General features: G+C 70.0%; 13 protein-coding genes and 4 pseudogenes. 16 read left to right on the forward strand and 1 reads right to left on the reverse strand.

What is annotated here, in order from left to right:
• Positions 1-15: 15 nt before the first annotated feature.
• The 12 genes and pseudogenes from D5R93_RS06340 to nusB form a co-directional block, all read left to right on the forward strand.
• Positions 16-1,402: pseudogene (locus D5R93_RS06340) on the forward strand (replication-associated recombination protein A); the annotation flags it as partial.
• A gap of 132 nt (positions 1,403-1,534) precedes the next feature.
• Entirely contained in the window at positions 1,535-2,365 is an 831-nt protein-coding gene (locus D5R93_RS06345) for a sulfite exporter TauE/SafE family protein (protein WP_120205861.1), read from the forward strand.
• A 293-nt stretch (positions 2,366-2,658) separates the two neighbouring features.
• Entirely contained in the window at positions 2,659-3,282 is a 624-nt protein-coding gene (gene rpsD, locus D5R93_RS06350; RefSeq protein WP_119835010.1) for a 30S ribosomal protein S4, read from the forward strand.
• A gap of 127 nt (positions 3,283-3,409) precedes the next feature.
• Positions 3,410-6,122 (forward strand): annotated as a pseudogene (gene alaS / locus D5R93_RS06355) (alanine--tRNA ligase).
• A 19-nt stretch (positions 6,123-6,141) separates the two neighbouring features.
• On the forward strand, positions 6,142-6,618 hold the full coding sequence (gene ruvX / locus D5R93_RS06360) for a Holliday junction resolvase RuvX (RefSeq protein ID WP_119835231.1): 477 nt from the start codon (positions 6,142-6,144) through the stop codon (positions 6,616-6,618).
• Positions 6,615-7,868, forward strand: a complete 1,254-nt coding sequence (gene mltG / locus D5R93_RS06365; RefSeq protein ID WP_119835012.1) for an endolytic transglycosylase MltG — start codon at positions 6,615-6,617, stop codon at positions 7,866-7,868. Before ruvX ends, mltG begins: the two co-directional genes overlap by 4 nt.
• A gap of 82 nt (positions 7,869-7,950) precedes the next feature.
• Positions 7,951-8,904, forward strand: a complete 954-nt coding sequence (locus D5R93_RS06370; RefSeq protein WP_243107050.1) for a shikimate dehydrogenase — start codon at positions 7,951-7,953, stop codon at positions 8,902-8,904.
• A gap of 79 nt (positions 8,905-8,983) precedes the next feature.
• Positions 8,984-10,204, forward strand: a complete 1,221-nt coding sequence (gene aroC, locus D5R93_RS06375) for a chorismate synthase (protein ID WP_205570107.1) — start codon at positions 8,984-8,986, stop codon at positions 10,202-10,204.
• Between the two features lie 100 nt (positions 10,205-10,304).
• Positions 10,305-12,242 (forward strand): 3-dehydroquinate synthase, encoded by a 1,938-nt coding sequence (gene aroB, locus D5R93_RS06380; RefSeq protein WP_243106998.1) that lies wholly within the window; start codon positions 10,305-10,307, stop codon positions 12,240-12,242.
• Positions 12,239-12,790, forward strand: a complete 552-nt coding sequence (locus tag D5R93_RS06385; RefSeq protein ID WP_119835015.1) for a shikimate kinase — start codon at positions 12,239-12,241, stop codon at positions 12,788-12,790. The genes aroB and D5R93_RS06385 overlap by 4 nt, the downstream gene beginning before the upstream one ends.
• 155 nt (positions 12,791-12,945) lie before the next feature.
• Positions 12,946-13,509 carry an elongation factor P gene (gene efp, locus D5R93_RS06390; protein ID WP_119835016.1) on the forward strand — a complete coding sequence of 188 codons (564 nt, stop codon included), beginning with the start codon at positions 12,946-12,948 and terminating at the stop codon, positions 13,507-13,509.
• Positions 13,509-14,180: a transcription antitermination factor NusB gene (gene nusB, locus D5R93_RS06395; RefSeq protein ID WP_119835017.1), complete on the forward strand. Its 672-nt coding sequence runs from the start codon at positions 13,509-13,511 to the stop codon at positions 14,178-14,180. Before efp ends, nusB begins: the two co-directional genes overlap by 1 nt.
• Before the next feature lie 55 nt (positions 14,181-14,235).
• On the opposite strand, the gene D5R93_RS06400 is transcribed toward nusB, so the two are convergent.
• Positions 14,236-14,943 carry an FMN-binding negative transcriptional regulator gene (locus tag D5R93_RS06400; RefSeq protein WP_120204424.1) on the reverse strand — a complete coding sequence of 236 codons (708 nt, stop codon included), beginning with the start codon at positions 14,941-14,943 and terminating at the stop codon, positions 14,236-14,238.
• A 240-nt stretch (positions 14,944-15,183) separates the two neighbouring features.
• Between D5R93_RS06400 and pyrR the strand changes: the two are divergent.
• The 4 genes and pseudogenes from pyrR to carA all read left to right on the forward strand — a co-directional run bounded on the left by pyrR (position 15,184) and on the right by carA (position 19,363).
• Positions 15,184-15,836, forward strand: a pseudogene (gene pyrR, locus D5R93_RS06405) (bifunctional pyr operon transcriptional regulator/uracil phosphoribosyltransferase PyrR).
• Positions 15,833-16,830: pseudogene (locus D5R93_RS06410) on the forward strand (aspartate carbamoyltransferase catalytic subunit). The pseudogenes pyrR and D5R93_RS06410 overlap by 4 nt, the downstream one beginning before the upstream one ends.
• Complete coding sequence (locus D5R93_RS06415) at positions 16,827-18,143, forward strand: dihydroorotase (RefSeq protein ID WP_120204426.1); 1,317 nt, start codon at positions 16,827-16,829, stop codon at positions 18,141-18,143. The pseudogene D5R93_RS06410 and the gene D5R93_RS06415 overlap by 4 nt, the downstream one beginning before the upstream one ends.
• A gap of 5 nt (positions 18,144-18,148) precedes the next feature.
• The gene (gene carA, locus D5R93_RS06420; protein ID WP_119835233.1) at positions 18,149-19,363 is read left to right on the forward strand and encodes a glutamine-hydrolyzing carbamoyl-phosphate synthase small subunit; all 1,215 of its coding nucleotides are present in this window, start codon (positions 18,149-18,151) and stop codon (positions 19,361-19,363) included.
• Positions 19,364-19,370 lie beyond the last annotated feature (7 nt).

Below are 19,370 nucleotides of genomic sequence, written 5' to 3' on the forward strand. Positions count from 1 at the left end.
CTATGGTCAGGACCCATGGACCTGTTCGAATCTGTGGGTACCGACGACGCCGGGTTGCCGACCCACCGCCACGCGCCGCTGGCGGTGCGCATGCGTCCGCGCACCCTGGAGGAGGTCCAGGGCAGGACCACCTTCTGGGGCCGGGGGCGCCGCTGCGACGCCTTGTGGAGCCGTCAGGGGCAGGTGACGACCGGGGTGCGGGGGTGTCCTCGGTCATCCTGTGGGGCCGCCGGGGACCGGCAAGACGACGCTGGCCTACCTGGTAGCCCGGGCTAGCGGGCGCCGTTTTGTCGAGCTGTCCGCAGTGACCGCCGGGGTCAGGGATGTACGCTCCGTCGTCAGCGACGCCCGCCGTCAGCTGGCGGCGTCGGGGCAGGAGACGGTGCTCTTCGTGGACGAGGTCCACCGCTTCTCACGCTCGCAGCAGGACGCCCTGCTGCCCAGCGTGGAGAACCGGTGGGTGACCCTGGTAGCGGCGACCACGGAGAACCCCTCCTTCTCCGTGGTCTCACCTCTGCTGTCACGTTCCCTCCTGCTGACCCTGCGCTCCCTGGGCCCTCAGGACCTGAGGCTCCTGCTGGAGCGTGCCCTCACCGACGAGCGCGGGCTGGCCGGGGCGGTCGCTCTTGAGGAGGAGGCTCGTGACCAGGTGGTGCGTATGGCAGGCTCCGACGCGCGCAGGGCGCTGACCGTCCTGGAGGCGGCCGCGGGAGCCGTCCTGGCGGAGGGTGCGCGCGGTAGCGGGCACGACGGTGTCCCTGCCACTCCCAGAATCGTCCCCAGCATCACGGTCAAGGACGTGGAGCGCGCTGCCGACACCTCGGCGGTGCGCTACGACCGCCAGGGAGACCAGCACTACGACGTCGTCAGCGCCTTCATCAAGTCGATGCGGGGCTCCGACCCTGATGCCACGATCCACTACCTGGCACGGATGATCGCCGCAGGCGAGGACCCCCGCTACATCGCCAGGAGGATCGTCGTCCACGCCTCCGAGGACGTGGGGCTGGCGGACCCCTGGGTGCTGTCAACCGCGGTTGCTGCCCAGCAGGCGGTGGCGGCGATCGGGATGCCTGAGTCCGGTCTCGTGCTGGCCCAGGCCGCGCTGGCCGTGGCGACGGCACCGAAGTCCAACGCGGTAGCCACGGCCCTGAGCCGGGCTCTGGAGGACGTGAGGGCAGGACGCGGCGGCACAGTGCCCTCCCACCTGCGGGACGCCCACTACGCCGGTGCCCAGGCGCTGGGGCACGGGCGGGGCTACCTCTACCCCCACGACTTCGCGCACTCGGTAGTAGCCCAGACCTACCTGCCTGAGGACCTGGACGGCACCCAGTACTACCAGCCGACCACCAACGGGCACGAGGACCGCGTCTCCCAGAGACTGGCCCGGGTACGGTCCATCCTGAGCTCCGGTGAGAGCCCCGGTGACGGTCCTGGTGGCGCGCCAGGGGCTACCTGGCCCCAGGCTCCCGCGCCCGCGCGCTCCCGGAAGGACTCCCCGGGCACTGGACAGTCGTAGGCTGTCTCGGTGAGCAGCATGCGGGGCGGGACGGGGACGACGGAGACAGGGCGCAACGAAGGCAGGGGAGGCGTAGCCGTGCCAGGAAGGCTGCCAATGGTACTTGTCGGCCTGGCGGCGGGCCTGCTCTCCGGGCTCTTCGGCGTGGGCGGGGGAGTGCTGCTGGTGCCCGCCCTGGTGGCAGTCCTGGGCCTGGACCACAGGCGGGCTGCGGCGACCTCTCTGGTGGCGATCCTGCCTACCTCTGTCGTCGGTGCGCTGACCTACGGCCTGCGGGGTCAGGTCTCCCTGGTAGCGGCCGTCATCCTCCTGGCCGGGACCCTGGTGGGTGCCCAGGTAGGCGCCTGGCTGCTCCACCGGCTGCCCGCAAGGGTGCTCCCGTGGACCTTTGCCTCCTTTGTCGTGCTCGTTCTGGTGTCCCAGCAGGTCGTGCCCCCGGTGCGGCACGCGGACCTGACCCCGGACCCGGTGAGGGTGGTGGCGCTGGTCGTGGTGGGACTGGCGGCGGGTGTCCTGTCCGGCCTGGTGGGGGTTGGAGGGGGCGTCGTGGTGGTGCCGGGCCTAGAGGCGGTCGTCGGGCTGGGGGACCTGCTGGCCCGTGGTACCTCTCTGGCCGTCATGGTCCCCACTGCCGTGTCCGGGGCAGTAGCCCACCTGCGGCGCGGGCACGCGGACCTGGCCACCGCAGTGGTGACCGGCCTGGCCTCCTCCGCGGCCTCTCCCGTGGGGGCGCTCCTGGCGGCCCGTGTCCCTCCCGGGCCGACCTCCTGGATGTTCAGTGCCTTTCTCGTGGTGGTGGCGGTCCTGGTGCTGCGGCGCTCGCCGGGTCGCAGTACCGCTTCCCGCTGACGCCCGCTGGACTGGCGCAGTGTCCCTCGGCTGCCCCGGCTCCCGTCCGACGGCCCGCAGACGGCTCACCTGCAGGGACTGGGTGCGCGCAGGTGTGAGGATCGGCTCACAGCCGGACCGGGAAGGTGCGTGCGCCAACTGGTTCGCGCTAGAGTTCAGCAGCCGCACGACTGGGGCGAGCCCCGCTCCCGAAATGCAGGCCTCCTGGGGTCCTGGCCCGTACCGCGGCTGGCCCCGCGTCGCAGGGCGCTGCCTGTGACGTGCGAACACTACTCCGACAGGAAGAAGCAAGCATGAGCTCATCACGTTCCCGCCGCCAGGTCCGTCTGTCCCGTGCGCTGGGCATCCCGCTGACGCCCAAGGCGGTGCGCTACTTCGAGAAGCGCCCCTACGGTCCTGGCGAGCACGGTCGCGCGCGTCGGCGCACCGAGTCCGACTACGCCGTGCGCCTGAAGGAGAAGCAGCGGCTGCGCGCCCAGTACGGCATCCGTGAGGCCCAGCTCCAGCGCGTCTTCGAGGAGGCCCGTCGTGAGAGGGGACTCACGGGTGAGTCGCTTGTCGAGCTGCTGGAGATGCGGCTGGACGCCCTGGTCCTGCGCTCCGGCATCGCCCGCACCATCGCCCAGGCTCGCCAGAACGTCGTGCACCGCCACATCCTCGTGGACGGAAGGGTGGTCGACCGCCCCTCCTTCCGGGTCAGGCCCGGCCAGACGATCCAGGTACGCCCCCGCTCCCAGGTCATGGTCCCCTTCCAGGTCGCTGCTGCTGGCACGCACCGTGACGTGCTGCCTGCTGTCCCCGACTACCTGACGGTGGACCTGGAGAAGCTGTCTGCGACGCTGGTGCGTCGCCCCAAGCGTGACGAGGTCCCGGTCACCTGCGACGTGCAGATGGTGGTTGAGTACTACTCACGATGACCTGAGGGTGGCCGGTGGACCAGTCTGCCGGGCGGCAGCGCCCGCGCTGGTTACCGGTCGGCTCCCAGCGTCTGCGTGGGCACCGGGCCCGTGCCGAGCGTGACACCGACAACCAGATGAGGAGCTCATGAGAACCTCCGAGATCCGCCGACGCTGGCTGGACTACTTTGCTGCCAACGGCCACGAGATCCGACCCTCGGTGCCGCTGGTGTCCCCGAGCCCTCGATCCTGTTCACCATCGCCGGCGTGGTTCCCTTCATCCCCTATATCCTGGGTACCGAGGAGCCGCCGTGGCCCAGGGCTGCCTCGGTGCAGAAGTGCATCCGTACCAACGACATCGACAACGTCGGCAGGACCACTCGTCACGGGACGTTCTTCCAGATGGGCGGCAACTTCTCTTTTGGGGACTACTTCAAGGAGGGGCCATCGACCTTGCCTGGGGGCTGCTGACCGGGTCCCGGCAGGAGGGCGGCTACGGCCTGGACGGGGACCGCCTGTGGATGACCATCTGGGAGGAGGACAAGGTCTCCTACGACCACTGGACCAGAGCTGTCGGCGTGTCTGCCGACCGGATCCAGACCCTTCCCTTCGAGGAGATCTCCTGGTCCACGGGCCAGCCGGGACCTGCTGGGGCGTGCTGCGAGATCCACTACGACCGCGGTCCTGCCTTCGGCCCTGATGGAGGGCCGGCCGGGGACGCCCGTGGGGACCGGTTCCTGGAGGTGTGGAACCTGGTGTTCGACGAGTTCGTGCGCGGTGAGGGCGAGGGCCACGACTTCGAGCTGGTGGGCGAGCTTGACCGCACTGCGATCGACACCGGGCTCGGGATGGAGCGGCTGGCCTTCCTGCTGCAGGACAAGCCCAACATGTACGAGATCGACGAGGTCCTTCCCGTCATCACTGCGGTGGAGGAGATGAGCGGGAAGACTTACGGCTCCTCAGCCTCCGCGACCTCCTCGACGCGAGCCACCTACTCCGACGACGTCAACATGCGGGTCGTCGCCGACCACGTGCGCAGCGCGCTCATGCTGATCGGGGACGGGGTGAGGCCCGGCAACGACGGCCGGGGCTACGTCCTGCGCCGTCTGATCCGCCGGGCCGTGCGCTCGATGCGCCTGCTGGGGGTGGAGGAGGCGACGATGCCGACGCTGCTGACCACCTCGAAGGACGTCATGAGGGCCTCCTACCCTGAGCTGGAGGAGAACTGGGACACCATCCGCGACGTCGCCTGCGGCGAGGAGGAGGCCTTCCGCCGCACCCTGGCTGCTGGGACCACGATCCTGGATACCGCCGTCGTGGCCGCGAGAAAGCGTGCCGGGACCTCAGGGCGCCCCACCGTCACCGGGGACAGTGCGTTTGAGCTCCACGACACCTACGGCTTCCCCATCGACCTGACCCTGGAGATGGCGGCCGAGCAGGGGGTGGCCGTCGACGAGGCCTCCTTCCGCAGCCTCATGGAGCAGCAGAAGCAGCGGGCTCGCGCCGACGCCCGGGCCAAGAAGACCGGCCACGCCGACCTGCGCGTCCTCCAGGCGCTGGAGAAGGAGATGGGGGGCGGCTCCACCTTCCTGGGGTACACGGACAGCGCGGCCGAGGGCACCGTCACCGGGCTCCTGGTTCACGGGACCCCTCAGACGGCTGTGGCTGCTCCCGCCGAGGTCGAGCTGATCTTGGACCGGACCCCCTTCTGGGCGGAGATGGGCGGCCAGCTGGCGGACCAGGGCGTGATCCGTCTTGCTGACGGCGGTGTGGTTGAGGTCAACGACGTCCAGGCCCCGGTCACGGGCCTGTCCGTGCACCACGGCACCCTCACCGAGGGGACGGTCCGGGTCGGGGAGAAGGCCTTCGCCCAGATCGACACGGACCGTCGCCTAGCCATCGCGCGGGCGCACACCTCGACGCACATGGTCCACCGCGCCCTTCACGAGGTCGTCTCCGCCAGTGCCACCCAGGCGGGAAGCGAGAACTCTCCCTCGCGGCTGCGCTTTGACTTCCGCCACGGCTCCGCCCTGGCCGAGGAGCAGGTTGCGGGTATCGAGGAGCTGGTCAACACCAAGCTCGCTGAGGACCTGGCCGTGACCGACGAGGTCATGGATATCGAGGCCGCCCGGGCCAGTGGCGCCATCGCGCTGTTCGGGGAGAAGTACGGCCGCAACGTCCGCGTGGTCTCCATCGGGGGGGACTGGTCCCGCGAGCTGTGCGCTGGCACACACGTTCCCACCACCGGCACGATCGGCCGGGTGGCTGTGCTGGGAGAGGCCTCCATCGGGTCGGGAGTGCGTCGTATCGACGCGCTTGTCGGCGAGGGGGCCTACGACTTCCAGGCCAGGGAGCACGCGCTGGTCTCCCAGCTGTCAGGAATGGTCGGCGGTCGTCCTGAGGACCTGCCTGAGCGCGTGGACTCCCTCATGAGGCGGCTCAAGGAGGCGGAGAAGAAGCTGGCAGCAGCCGAGCAGCTGGCTACGGCAGCGCGGGCCGCAGATATTGTCGCGGGGACGCGCAGAGTCGGCCAGGTGCGGCTGGCAGCCCTGAGCCTGGGGGAGGTGTCCTCAGCCGATGTCCTGCGGCCCCTGGTCCTGGACGTACGGCAGCGGCTGGGTGACAGCGAGCCGACAGTGGTCGTCGTGGGCGGTGTCGTCTCCGGACGGCCTGTCGTCGTCGTGGCGACCAATGCCCCGGCCCGCCAGCACAGGGTCAGGGCTGGCGCCCTTGTCCGGGTCGCCGCCCAGGTGCTGGGCGGCGGGGGCGGGGGCAAGGACGACCTGGCCCAGGGCGGTGGACGTAGCGCCGAGGCGCTTCCCGAGGCCCTGCGGGCCATCGTGGCGGCTCTTCGGTCCTGAGGCAGGCTCCGTGTCTGCTGTGCGCCCCGGGGTACGTCTGGCCTTTGACGTAGGCACCTCGCGTATTGGTGTCGCCCGCTGCGACCAGGAGGGAATTCTTGCCGTCCCGGCACTCACTCTCAGACGTGACCGCTACGGTAGCGATCTTGACGAGGCAGCCGACCTTGTCGGGGAGTACGCTGCTGTCGAGGTTCTTGTCGGTCTTCCTCGGAGCATGGCGGGCGGCAGCTCCTCCTCAGCGCAGGACTCTCGCCGCTGGGCCCGCAGTCTCGCCGGTACCGTCGCGCCGGTGCCCGTACGGCTGGTCGACGAGCGCCTCACGACGGTGACGGCCCACCGCCGCCTGCACGAGGCAGGCCTGCGGGAGAGGACCTTTCGCGGCGTCGTCGACGAGGCGGCGGCGGTCGTCATACTGGAGCAGGCTCTTGAGACCGAGCGGCTCACCGGGCAGCCGCCCGGCGAGCGAGTCCCCCCGAGCAAGAGAGGCAGCGCGTGAGTCAGGACGACTTCTTTGCTGAGCTTGGTATCCAGCGTCAGGACGGGGCGGATGCCGACCACGGGCCCAGGGGCCGCCGGGCACGGCGTGCGGAGAAGAAGGAGCGTCGTCGGCGCAGGCGCCGTCGTCGCTGGCTGACCTCCGTGGTCCTTGTTGTGGTCCTGATCGCCGTAGGCGTGGTGGCCTACCGGGCGCTAGGCGTCATGCGCGACACCCCCTCCGCGACCTCGGCGGCCCAGGACTACGAGGGAGCCGGTGAGGAGGAGGTGGTCATCACGGTTCCTGAGGGAGCCTCCGGACGTGATATCGGCGCGCTCCTGGAGGAGGCCGACGTGGTCGCCTCCGCCGCCGCCTTCGTCGAGGCCTACAAGGCCAACGAGAAGTCGGGCACCATCCAGCCGGGGACCTATACGCTCAAGACGCACATGTCCGCGGCCAACGCCGTAGCCACGCTCCTGGATCCGGCGTCCAAGGCCGAGCACAGCCTGACCGTCGCCGAGGGCTTCACCAAGAACCAGGTCAAGGAACGGCTTATGAGCGTGGGAGACTTCACCGCGAAGGAGGTTGACGAGGCCTACGCGGACACTGAAGCCATCGGCCTACCTGAGCAGGCAGGTGGTGACGTCGAGGGCTGGCTGGCACCGTCTACCTACGACATCGGCGAGGACGACACCGCCACGGACGTGGTGGCGCAGATGGTCTCCACCACAGTCGCCAACCTACGCTCCGCCGGCGTAGAGGAGGAGGACTACCAGGAGGTCCTGACCAAGGCCTCTATCGTGGAGCGCGAGGTCTCCCAGGCCCAGTACTACGGTCAGGTGGCCCGGGTCATCGACAACCGCATCGCGGATACCGAGGGTGAGACCCAGGGCATGCTCCAGATGGACTCCACCGTCCTGTACGGCCTGGGCCGAGTGGGGGGCATCCCCTCCCCGGAGGACACGGCCGACGCATCCAACGCCTACAACACCTACCAGCACCCCGGCCTGCCGCCAACCCCGATCGGGAGCCCCGGTCAGGAGGTTATCGCGGCCGTGCTGGACCCGCCCGAGGGCGACTGGCTGTACTTCGTGACAGTTGACCTGACCACGGGTGAGACGCTCTTTGCCGCGACGCTGGAGGAGCAGGAGGCCAACACGGAGAAGCTCAACGCCTACTGCCGTGAGAACCAGGAGGTCTGCCAGGGCGCCACTGCGACCGCCACGGCTGCGCCTGATCCGGCCACGGCTACCCCTGATGGCGGGTCGTAGGCCTGCCAGCCCGGTGAGGCCTGTGGCAGGTTCCGGGACTGGTGCTGCCGGGGAGGGTAGCGCCAGTCGGCAGGGGGAGGTACTGGGCCACCGGGCCGCGGTCGTCGGGCACCCGGTCTCCCACTCCCTGTCACCGGTCCTGCACCGTGCCGCCTACGCCCAGCTCGGCCTGGGCACGTGGCACTACACCAGGATCGACCTGCCTGTCACGCGGCTGCCGGGCCTGGTGTCCCAGCTGGCCGCGCCGGTCAGCGATGGCTGGGCCTGGTCGGGGCTGAGCGTGACGATGCCGCACAAGCAGGCCCTGGTGCCCATGCTGGACGTGGTCGACCCTCTGGCCCAGGCGGTGGGCTCGGTCAACACCGTGGTGGCCCAGCGCTCGGGCACGGGACCGGCCCTGCTGGCGGGGTTCAACACCGACGTGACTGGGATCGTCGAGGCGGTACGGGAGACTGCTGCGGCGTGGTCCGCCCAGGCGCTGCCAGCCTTGCCGACCTGTGCACCGGGCAGGGCCGACGGGTGGGGAGTCTCTGGGGCAACAGCCGTCGTCCTGGGCTCTGGGGCCACGGCGTGCTCAGCCCTGGCCGCGCTCACCGAGCTGGGCGCGACACGGATCGTCGTAGCCGCCCGCCGCCATGCCGGCCCTGGCCGCGCCCTGAGTGCAGCACATCGTATGGGTCTGGAGGTGGAGGCCCTCACCTGGACCCCGGGCGAGGTACGTTCTGACTCTGCCGTGGCCGAGGTTCTGGCCCAGGCGGACCTAGCGGTCTCCACCCTGCCCGCAGGTGGTGCGGACACGCTGGCTGAGGCCCTGCCCGGAGTCCTGGGCGGGAGACTTACGGCAGGAGCGGTCCTGCTTGACGTCGTCTACGCGCCCTGGCCGACACCTCTGGCCAGCGCCTGGGAGCGCGGTGGCGGGGCGGTGGCACCCGGCTGGCTCATGCTGCTGCACCAGGCGGTGCCCCAGGTCAGGCTGATGACGGGCCGCGGCCCTGATGTCGCACCCATGCGAGACGCACTGCTGCGTGCCCTGTAGGCGTGCCCTGTAGGGCGCACGCCCGGGCCGGAGAGGTCGGGTGCCCGGCTGTGGGCCACGGTGTGGGATGATCGGTGCCATGCTTCATTGGATGACGGCCGGGGAGTCCCACGGCGAGGCCCTGACCGCCGTGGTCGACGGCGTCCCGGCGGGCGTGGAGATCACCAGCGAGGACATCCGGGAGGCCCTGGCACGTCGTCGCCTGGGTCACGGCCGTGGCGCCCGGCAGTCCTTCGAGCGCGACGAGCTAAGGATCCTAGGAGGGATCAGGCACGGCCGTACGATCGGTAGCCCCGTGTCCCTGCAGATCGGCAACTCCGAGTGGCCCCGGTGGTCCACGGTCATGAGCGCCGACCCGGTGGAGGCCGAGGCGCTCCTGGTGGACGCAGGAACCGGGGACGAGCGGGAGCTGGCTCGCAACAGGCCCCTGACCAGGCCCCGTCCTGGTCATGCGGACCTGCCGGGAATGCTCAAGTACGATCTGCCGGAGGCGCGGCCGGTCCTGGAACGCGCCTCGGCACGTGAGACCGCGGCCCGGGTCGCCCTGGGTGCGGTGGCGGAGGCGCTCCTGGCGCAGGTTGCCGGGATCAGGCTGGTCAGCCATGTCGTACGTGTCGGGACAGTGGCTCTGCCTGAGGACGTCGCCGCGCCGCAGCCGCAGGACACCGCACGCCTGGACGCCGACCCGGTGCGCTGCACCGACCCCGCGACCAGCGCCGCGATGGTCTCGCTCATCGACGAGGCCAGGAAGGCGGGCGACACCCTGGGGGGAGTAGTTGAGGTGGTCGCCACCGGGGTCCCGGTGGGGCTGGGTTCCCACGTTCAGGCCGACCGGCGCCTAGATGCCCGGCTGGCTGGTGCGCTCATGAGCATCCAGGCGGTCAAGGGAGTGGAGGTGGGTGACGGCTTCGCCCAGGCTCAGCTCAGGGGCTCCGCAGCCCACGACGAGATCCTCTCGGTCCGCTCGGGTGGTGTCAGCCGTGCCTCCAACCGCGCCGGCGGGGTGGAGGGCGGTATCTCCAACGGTTCCCCGGTGCGGGTCCGTGCCGCCTTCAAGCCGATCTCCACGGTGCCGCGAGCGCTTCGCACCGTGGACATGGCCACGGGAGAGGAGGCGACCGGACTGCACCAGCGCTCCGACACCTGCGCCGTCGTCCCGGGTGCCGTGATCGCCCAGGCCATGACGGCGCTGGTTCTGGCAGACGCCCTGACTGACAAGACCGGAGGTGACTCCGTGGTGCAGGCCCGTAGCAGCCTCGTCTCCTACCTGGACCGCGTGGCTGAGCGGACACGATGGTGACCGGGAGGGCGGGCAGCGCCAGACAGAGCCAGACGCGCGGGAGCGTGAGCCAGGAGAACACCCGGAAAGGACACAAAGGACACGTAGAGAGGAGCCGCCCGTGAGCACGACAGGCCGCTACAACGACAGGCTGCCTCCTGCTGTTGACGCCGAGGTCCTGCCGCTGGTCCTTGTCGGGCTTCCTGGTGCGGGCAAGACCACGGTGGCACGGCTGCTTGCCCACGCCCTGGGCGTTCAGGTCACCGACACTGATGCCGAGGTACGTCGTAGGTCCCGGATGACCATCCCGGAGATCTTCGCCTCCGAGGGGGAGGAGCGCTTCCGCGACCGTGAGCACCGGGCGGTGCGGGCCGTCCTTGACTCCCCGGCGGCGGCGCACGGCGTCGTGGCGCTGGGCGGTGGCGCGGTGGTGCGCAAGGAGAACCGCGAGCTCCTCAAGGGTCGCGTTGTGGTCTACCTCGAAGCTACCCCCCTCACCGCTGCCGTCCACGTCGGGGACGGGTCCGGCCGACCACTCATGACGACCGGGGACGAGGCACCCGGTGGTGCTGGCACCCTCCCTGCGCGGATCGGTGCCGTGCCGGAGCAGGGCACGTCCTCACCCGGTGCGGCTGACACGGCTGTGGGCCAGGACCCGCAGGACGCGAAGCAGGACGGGGGAGGCGGCAGCCATGACCCGGTCCTGGAACGGATGGAGGCCCTGTACGCGCAGAGGGCAGCACTGTACGAGGAGGTCGCCTCGATCACCGTCCCTACCGACGGGCTGAGCGCCGAACAGGTCGCGGCCCTGGTCCTGGTGGCCCTGGGAGCCAGGCCCCACCGGGTCGCCGGGGCGCTGGCCCCCGTCGCGCCCGGCTCCGGCGACGTGACCGGCTCTGCCCGTGCCGGGGCGCAGTACGAGGAGCCGCCCGTCCCAGAGGCAGTCGGGCTGCGTCGCATCGGCGTGAGAGGGCCGCATGCCTACGAGGTCCTTGTGGGTCGAGGGCTTCAGGACCAGCTGCAGGCAGCGGTGCGCCAGGTGGCGGGCGGCGGCAGGGGCGGGGTGGCGGTGGTCCATGACGAGCACCTTGGTGCCGTCGCCGCCACCTACGAGGCCGAGCTGGGTCGTGCCGGCCTGCGTACCACCCGAATCAGGGTTCCTGCCGGGGAGGAGGCCAAGACCGCGAAGGTCCTGGAGAAGGTGTGGCACGACCTGGGAGTCTTCCGCATGGGGCGTGACGGGGTGGTGGTCGGCCTGGGCGGCGGGGCTGTCACTGACCTCGCGGGCTTCGCTGCCGCCAGCTGGCTGCGAGGAGTGCCCGTGGTCCAGGTCCCCACCTCCCTGCTTGCCATGGTTGACGCCGCAGTGGGTGGCAAGACCGGGATCAACACGGCAGCGGGAAAGAACCTTGTGGGGGCGTTCCATCCTCCCTCTGTGGTCCTGGCGGACACGCAGACGCTGGCGAGCCTGCCGGGTGCCGAGCTGCGGGCCGGCCTGGGCGAGGTCGTCAAGTGCGGGCTCATCGCAGACCCTGTCATCCTGGAGAGGCTCCTGGAGGACCCGCAGGCCTGCACCCGCTGGGACTCCCCGGTCCTGGCCGAGCTGGTAGCCCGTTCGGTATCGGTCAAGGCCGCCGTCGTTAGCGAGGACCTGACCGAGTCCGGGCAGCGGGAGGTGCTCAACTACGGGCACACCTACGCCCACGCGGTAGAGAGGGCCACCGGGTACACCTGGCGGCACGGAGAGGCGGTAGCGGTAGGCTGCCTGTTCGCTGCCCACACGGCTCATCTGGCAGGCAGGCTCGACGCCGAGACCCTGGCCGTGCACTACCGTGTCCTGTCTGCTGTCGGCCTGCCGACCTCTTTCCCGCAGGGACACGGACGCTGGGAGGAGCTTCACGAGATCATGCTGAGTGACAAGAAGGTGCGCGGCGGGGTGCTGAGGATGGTGCTCCTGGAGCGGGTCGCAGCCCCGGTGCGCACGACCGCTCCCGGGGAGCCTGTCCTGCGCCTGGCCCACGAGGCTGTCACCGCTGGTGGGCACGGGGCGGCACGGTGAGGGCCAGTGGTCCCGTCGTGCTCCTGGGACCGCCGGGAGCCGGGTGCTCCAGCGTCGGTCACGCCCTGGCCCAGACCACGGGCCGGGTGCTCACGGACCTGCGGACCACAGTGGCCCGCGAGCTGGGCGTCCACCCGTCAACCGCGCTGGTCGAGGTGCCGGAGGAGCGGTACCGGGAGGCTGAGGCCCGCTGCGCGTGCGCCGCGCTGCGCGAGGCCGAGGACCAGTTCCCGGCAGCCGTGCTGGCCCTGGGCTCGGGCTGCCTGGACCGAGATGAGGTCCGTGCCGCGGTCGGCAGAATACGGGGCGCGGGTGGCTGCGTGGTGGCACTGCTGGCCCGCGCGCGGGCCCTGGCAGCTCGCAACGGCCTGGACGCACCACGCTCCATCGCGCTGGGAGACGTCCACCGGCAGTTCACGCGCATGCTGCGGCAGCGCGAGCAGGCCTGCCGCGAGCTGGCCGACGTCGTCGTCGACACGACGGGTACCACTCCTTGCCAGGCTGCTGAGCAGGTGGTGCAGCGCTGCGCAGCCGCAGCGGGCTCGTGACCGGCTTGACAGGAGCCCGTCTGGGGCAGGAGGACCGGGGGCACGATACACTTTCGCCGTTCCCGGACCTTCCGCAGTCCCCGCACCCAAGACGCCATAGATCCTGAGACAGACCCTGAACAGACAGACCTTGAACAGACAGTGAGGATGTGCTCGTGGCCACGACAAACGACTTGAAGAACGGCATGGTGCTCAACCTGGAGGGGCAGCTGTGGCAGGTGGTGGAGTTCCAGCACGTCAAGCCGGGCAAGGGGCCCGCCTTCGTACGTACCAAGATCAAGAACGTGCTGTCGGGTAAGACTGTGGACAGGACCTTCAACGCCGGTCTTAAGGTGGAGACGGCGACCGTCGACCGCCGTGACATGCAGTACTCCTACAAGGACGGTGACGACTTCGTTTTCATGGACGTCAAGACCTTCGACCAGGTCTACGTCTCTGCGGCGACCGTGGGAGAGGCCGCAACCTTCATGCTTGAGGGCCAGGACGTCACGGTCGCCTTCCACGAGGACGCCGTCCTGTTCGTCGAGCTTCCCCCCTCCGTGGTCCTCACGATCTCGCACACGGAGCCGGGCCTGCAGGGCGACCGCTCCTCCGCCGGTACCAAGCCTGCCACTGTTGAGACCGGTGCAGAGATCCAGGTGCCCCTGTTCCTCAACACCGGTGACAGGGTCAAGGTTGACACCCGTACCGGCTCCTACATCTCCCGCGTCACTGACTGATGACAGATCCTGCTGTCCAGGGCTCCTCACCGCCAGCGGAAGCCGTGGCAGGTAGTGACCGGCCTGGTGCTGGCGTCCAGGGGGAGGATCCGGGCGGCGGGGCTCGGGCCGCGGCGTCATCCTCCCGCCGCGGCAGGCGGGCTAGGCACACGGTCACTGCGCGGACCAAGGCCCGGCGTCGCGCCGTGGAGATTCTCTTCGAGGCCGACCAGCGTGGGCTGCTGGTACCCACCAGCAGAGGGGCGCAGGAGACCGAGGGTGACACTCCCGATCTGGGCGTCCATAACGCCTCTTACCACGACGCCTCCTACCGCGAGGCCTCGCGCAGGTTGAGGAGCTTTGCCGCGCAGCGGGCGGTCCACTCCGCGAACCACACTGAGGCCCCTGCCTACGCCCGACAGGTGGTCGAGGGGGTCTGCGACCACCTGGCAGACATTGACGAGGCCATTCAGACCTATGCCCAAGGGTGGGTGCTCATGCGCATGCCTGCCGTGGACCGGGCAATTGCCCGTGCAGCCACCTGGGAGATTGTCTACAACGACGACGTCGACGTCCCCGTAGCGGTGGACGAGGCGGTGACTCTGGCGCGCCTGCTGTCGACCGAGGAGTCCCCAAGGTTCCTGAGCGGCCTGCTAGGCCGTATCGGTGACCTGGCGGACACGCTGCGCTGACCGGGTGCACCGAGAGATGCGCCGCAAGGGGCGTATCGGGACAGGGTAGGGCTCGTCAGGGGTGCTCAGGGAGCTCCTGAGGGGCTGCAGGACGTTGGGACCTCTCCTGCGCGCTGCGGGTGCGACTGCGCAGGCTGCTGATGGTGGCAAAGCGCTCCTCAGCGTAGGGCAGGCTGACCTCCCGCAGAAAGTTCACCAGCCTCGTCTGCCCCTGCTCCTCCAGGGCGGCGATCAGGCTGCGGATGTCGTCAGGGTGCCGGTTCTGGCTCATCTTGGCCTTGCCCGTCACCTGCTCGACCTGGACCTCCACGGCAACGATCGCGCGGGCCATCCTCTCCAGACTGTCCTCACCGACCCGGTCCAGGACCTCCTGAGGCTCCGTGCGCAGGGTCAGCTCGCGGGCCGCCCTCAGGGCAGCCGCAGGGCTGGGGTCGACCCGGACCCTCCCGGTGACGTGGACGGTGATGTAGTCCCAGGTAGGTACGTTCGCCTTGACCTCGTTGGTGGCGTACCACCTAGGAGCGACGTAGGCGTCAGCCTCATCCAGGATGACCAGCGCGGGTCCCAGGGCCGGTAAGCGGGCCTGGGGGTTGTTGCGTACCAGGTGTGTCACTAGCGTGTCGCGGTCCTGATCAAGGTAGAAGGGCACCAGCGTGGCAGCAGGTCCGTCCGCGTGGACGGTCACGAGGTTGCCAACACGCACCTGGGTGAGCAGGCTGGCGGCGTACCCCTCAGGAAGCTCGAAGTGGCGGGGGACGTACATGCCGAGATGCTAGCGGGGCTGCCGTGGGAGCACCACTGCCGCCCGGGTGGCAACGGCGCGGGCGGGCACGGTTGGCCCCGCTGTCGGCAGGCAGTGGTGAGGTGATACTTCAGAGGTGATGCTGGTCTCTTCACTGGTGCACAGGAGTCCAGGCGCGTGCAGCGACAGGAGTCGTGCCCTAGGGTAGGGCCGACCGACATCCTTTAAGTCCGTCCAGCGAGGCGGGGAAGGAGGCCAGCAGTGGCCGAACGTTTGTCAGGCGCCACAGGCGCACCGTCACAGGGCAAGGAGATCCTTGGCCCTGCGGAGGTGGCCCGGTCCTTGTTCCGGATCGCCCACGAGGTGCTGGAGCGCAACAGCGGAACGGGTGACATCGTCGTCCTCGGGATCCCCAGCGGCGGGGTGCCGCTGGCGCAGAGACTGGCGGCCGCGCTGGAGGCGGCCAGCCGGGGAGAGGACCAGGTAGGCGTGTCCACGGAGGTCCCGTGGGAACCCTGGACATCACCATGTACCGTGACGACCTGGGCCGCCACCCTATCCGGGTGCCTCAGCCCACCTCTGTCCCCCAGGGTGGTATCGACGGCAGGACTGTCGTCCTGGTTGACGACGTCCTCTACTCGGGCCGCACTATCCGTGCCGCCCTGGACGCGATCGGCGCCCTGGGCCGCCCACGGGCCGTCCAGCTGGCCGTCCTGGTGGACCGGGGCCACCGTGAGCTGCCCATCAGGGCGGACTACGTGGGAAAGAACCTGCCTACCTCTCGCAGCGAGACGGTGGTGGTCAGCCTCACCGAGCTGGGCGCCCCCTCCGACTCCGTCGCTATCGTGCGCGCGCCCTCCTCCGGCTCCCTGGACCCGGACACTGTGCAGGCCCGGGAGGGGGACGGCCGATGAAGCACCTGCTTAGCGCCAAGGACCTCAGCCACGACGAGGCCGTGTCCTTCCTCGACACGGCCGAGACCATGGCAGCCACTCAGCGTCACGCCGTCAAGAAGCTGCCGACCCTGCGGGGCAAGACAGTGGTCAACCTCTTCTTCGAGGACTCCACCCGCACCCGGCTGTCCTTCGAGGCCGCTGCCAAGCGGCTCAGCGCCGACGTCATCAACTTCTCCGCCAAGGGCTCCAGCCTCTCCAAGGGGGAGTCCCTCAAGGACACCGCCCAGACCATCATGGCCATGGGCGCCGACGCGGTCGTCGTGCGCCACTCGGCCAGTGGTGCCGCGCACCTGCTGGCGCACGCGGGGTGGATCAACGTCCCGGTGCTCAACGCCGGGGACGGCACCCACCAGCACCCGACCCAGGCGCTCCTGGACGCCATGACGCTGCGGCGCTGGTACGCCCCCGGTCCTCAGGGGCGGGGTACGGGCGCGGACGGCTCCCCGTCGCCCCAGGGCCGCGACCTGGACGGGGCGCGGGTCATCATCGTCGGGGACGTCCTCCACTCCCGGGTAGCCCGCTCCAACGTGGACCTGCTGAGCACGCTGGGGCACAGGTGACGCTTGTGGCTCCCTCCACGCTGCTGCCGGTTGGTATGGAGGACTGGCCCTGCCAGGTCTCCTACGACCTGGACGAGGCTATTGCCCGTATCAGGCCCGACGCCGTCATGATGCTGCGGGTGCAGCGTGAGCGCATGAGCGCCGCGGGTGGCGGGTTCTTCCCCAGCCCCGCCGAGTACTCCAGCGCCTTCGGCCTGGACCAGGCCCGACGCGCGGCCATGCCCGACCACGCCATCGTCATGCACCCCGGACCTATGAACCGCGGTCTGGAGATCACCGCTGAGGCCGCCGACGACCCGCGCTCACGCATTATCGAGCAGGTCGGCAACGGCGTGTCCGTGCGCATGGCCGCTCTCTACCTCCTCCTGGCTGACGAAGGGAACCAGCTGTGACCTCCCACCTTCTGACCGGAGTCCGTCCCTACGGCGAGGACCCGACCGACATCCTCCTGGTCGACGGCGCGATCGCGGCGGTCGGCCCTGAGGCCTCGGCCCAGGCGTCTCAGGACACCGTGCGCCACGACCTAGAGGGGCTGGTGGCCCTGCCTGGCCTCGTTGACATCCACACCCACCTGCGCGAGCCCGGGGGCGAGTCGGCGGAGACGGTCTTTACCGGCACTCGTGCGGCTGCCGTCGGCGGCTACACCGCTGTGTTCGCCATGGCCAATACCACTCCCGTCCAGGACAGCGCCGGGGTGGTCGAGCAGGTCCTGCGCCTGGGCAGGGAGGCAGGGTGGGTGGACGTCCACCCGGTGGGGGCGGTGTCTGCCGGCCTCAAGGGTGACCGCCTGTCCGACATGGGGGCGATGGCCCGTTCGGCCGCCCGTGTCCGTGTCTTCTCCGACGACGGCAGGTGCGTGTCCGACCCTGTCCTCATGCGTCGTGCCCTGGAGTACGTCAAGTCCTTCGACGGCGTCATCGCCCAGCACGCCCAGGACCCTCGCCTGACCGAGGGCGCCCAGATGCACGAGGGCGCCGTGTCCGCCGAGCTGGGCCTGCAGGGCTGGCCCGCGGTGGCGGAGGAGTCTGTCATCGCCCGTGACGTCCTCCTGACCGAGCACGTGGGTAGCCGCCTGCACGTGTGCCACCTGTCCACGGCGGGCAGCGTCGACATCATCCGTTGGGCCAAGGCCCGTGGTATCCGCGTCACCGCAGAGGTGACTCCGCACCACCTCCTCCTGACTGACGAGATGGCACGTACCTACTCTCCGCTGTACAAGGTCAACCCGCCCCTGCGCACCTCGGCTGACGTCGAGGCACTGCGCCAGGCCCTGGCCGACGGCACCATCGACGTGGTCGGTACTGACCACGCGCCCCACCCCCTGGAGGACAAGGACTGCGAGTGGGCGGCAGGGGCCTTTGGCATGACAGGTCTGGAGACGGCACTCAGCGTCCTCATCGAGACCATGGTCTCCACCGGTCGCATGGGCTGGCGCGACCTTGCCCGCGTCATGTCCGCCACCCCGGCGCGTATCGGTCGTCTGAGTGACCAGGGCCAGGACCTGGAGCCTGGTGCCGCGGCCAACGTCACGGTGGTGGACCCCGACGTACGGCGTACCGTGGACGGTGCGGCGCAGTGGACCAGCTCGGACAACACCCCCTACGCGGGCACGGAGCTGCCTGGCCAGGTGCGGGCGACCTTCCTGCACGGGCGGCCTACCGTCCTGGACGGCGTACCGGTGGTGGCCGCGGGCAGCAGGGCGTGACCACGGTGGCTACCGTGGTCACGGGAGGCCGCGGGCGGCAGACCGCCCTGCTCGTGCTGGAGGACGGCTACGTTCTGCGCGGCCGCAGCTACGGGGCGGTGGGACGTACGGTGGGGGAGATCGTCTTCAGCACAGCGATGACCGGCTACCAGGAGACGCTGACGGACCCGTCCTACCATCGTCAGATCGTGGTCCAGACGGCTCCCCACATCGGCAACACGGGGGTCAACGACGAGGACCCAGAGTCCGCACGCATCTGGGTGGCCGGGTACGTCGTGCGTGATCCCGCCCGGCGGGCGTCAAGCTGGCGCTCGCGCCGCGAGCTGGAGGACGAGCTGTGCTCGGCCGGGGTCGTGGGCCTGTGCGAGGTGGACACCCGGGCACTGACCCGCCACCTGCGTGAGGCCGGGGCCATGCGTGCGGGGGTGTTCTCCGGGCAGGCTCTTCCTGCAGGTGCTGAGGACGCCGGGGGTCCGAGCCCGGCTGCGGTGGAGATATGCCTGGAGGCGGTGCGCTCCGAGCCCGGCATGACCGGGCAGGCACTGGCCGCCGAGGTCACGACCAGCCGTGGCTACGTGGTGGAGCCCTCGGGCGAGTTCGAGGGCCGCCAGCCACGGGCTGTCGTGGCCGCCGTGGACCTGGGTATTAAGGCCCGGACTCCCTGGCAGCTGGCTGAGCGAGGCGCTCGCGTCCACGTCCTGCCCCAGTCGACGACCCTGGCGGAGGTGCTCGCACTCCGTCCCGACGGGGTCTTCTTCTCCAACGGGCCCGGCGACCCCGGTGCCTCGGACACCGAGGTGGAGCTGCTGCGCGGGGTCCTGGACGCCCGGATCCCCTTCTTCGGGATCTGCCTGGGCAACCAGCTGCTGGGGCGGGCGCTGGGCTACGGCACCTACAAGCTCGGCTACGGGCACCGGGGTACCAACCAGCCAGTCGTGGACCGTTCCACCGGGAAGGTGGAGATCACCGCCCACAACCACGGGTTCGCGGTCGACGCGCCCGTGGACGAGGCCTCGCTGGCTCCCTTCGACAACGGTAGGTACGGACGGGTAGAGGTGTCACACCTGGGACTCAACGACGGTGTGGTTGAGGGGCTGCGCGCCCTGGACCTGCCTGCCTTCTCTGTGCAGTACCACCCGGAGGCCGCCGCCGGGCCCCATGACGGCGAGCACCTCTTTGACCGTTTCATGCGTCTCATGCGGGACAACCAGGGAAGGTAAGGGTCCC

The sequence above is a fragment of the Actinomyces lilanjuaniae genome (assembly GCF_003606385.1).
GTDB lineage: Bacteria > Actinomycetota > Actinomycetes > Actinomycetales > Actinomycetaceae > Actinomyces > Actinomyces lilanjuaniae.